Raw genomic sequence first — 1,227 nt, 5'->3', positions numbered from 1 at the left:
CTTCTGGCAGTATTTGCACCGCATCCGCATCCACTGGAGCGCGTCCAAGATCGATCAACGGTAATCCTAGTTGCTGAGACAAGAACTCCAGCATTTGCTTTTCGGTAATAAACCCGAGGTCAATCAGTGCATCACCTAATTTTTGTCCGGTACTGCGCTGAGCGGATAGAGCTTGCTGGATTTGATCTTCCGATACGATGCCTTCTTCAACGAGTAGGTCACCTAAGCGTTTTCTCAACTGAATTTTCATTGTGCGCTCTCCAGTTGCTTTAAGATGGTTAATCGATCGCGAATGAAAGCTTGCGACTGATTCGAGATCCCTACTTTACCTAACGCTTCGTTGTAAGAGTTAATCGCAGCAGTAAAAGTGAGCGCTCGCTCTTGCTGAATCGCCAAACCAAGCCACCAGCGGGCATTGTCTGGCTCGCGTTGAGTCAGTAACTGGTAGCTTTCTAATGCGATGTCGTTTTGTTTTTGTTTCTGCGCAAGGGCTGCGCGCATTGCCAAGTAATCTCGACTCGGCATTGGAGGCAAGTGAACCAGTGGGCTCAGTGCCGCAGAAGGCTGATTGGCTTTAACCAATAGCTTCGACAACGCGAGTCTTAGCGGTTGGTTATCCTTATCAAGGTTGATGCCTTCTTGCAGGATTTCGTAAGACTTTCTGGTATCCCCTTTACCGAAATAAAGCGCCGCCAGCTTTTGACGCGTTTCGATATTGCTTGGCTCATAACGCAATGCTTCGGTATAAGCAGAAAGCGCCGTTTCCATATCGTTTGCATCAATGGCTTTTTCTGCTCGACTGATCGCTTTCAACGATAACTGACGGTGTGAAAGTTCAACTTGCTCAATGCGCATTGAACTCTCTTCAACCAAATTGGTGGTCGTATTGCTCGGTGCATTCGCTACTTGCGCTATCAGCATCGGAGCGTCTGAACTCATATCCGCATCCGCACGTGAACCAAATACGCCCTCACTAGGTTGAGGCGTTGGTAATGCTGCAACAGCTTGCGGTTTTTCTACAGGTTTAGAATAAACCACGTTGCTGGTTTCTGGCGTCATCTTATTGGTAGGAGAAGATGCCAGACGGTCAGCATTAGTGGTGTCTAAAGGTTGCGTTGCGCTTGGTTGGAACGATGTGATCTCATCTGAAGGTGCAGGGCCTTGGGACACAGCCCAGCCGCCTACGGCAAGACTTAATGAAAAACCAGCAACCAACCACAGCCAAGG

The 1,227-nt window shown here is 48.7% G+C and carries 1 protein-coding gene and 1 pseudogene; both read right to left on the bottom strand.

The genetic code is table 11. From position 1 onward, the window contains the following. A pseudogene (locus R7127_RS26470) lies at window positions 1–250 on the bottom strand (MSHA biogenesis protein MshE); the annotation flags it as partial. After that, window positions 247–1,227 (bottom strand): tetratricopeptide repeat protein (locus R7127_RS26465; protein ID WP_318148709.1); only part of this gene is annotated, 981 nt, incomplete at its 5' end. The gene R7127_RS26465 and the pseudogene R7127_RS26470, both read right to left, overlap by 4 nt.

It is taken from the genome of Vibrio sp. 1159, from assembly GCF_033340395.1.
Classification (GTDB): domain Bacteria; phylum Pseudomonadota; class Gammaproteobacteria; order Enterobacterales; family Vibrionaceae; genus Vibrio; species Vibrio alginolyticus.
This window is presented reverse-complemented; position numbering and strand designations above follow the sequence as displayed.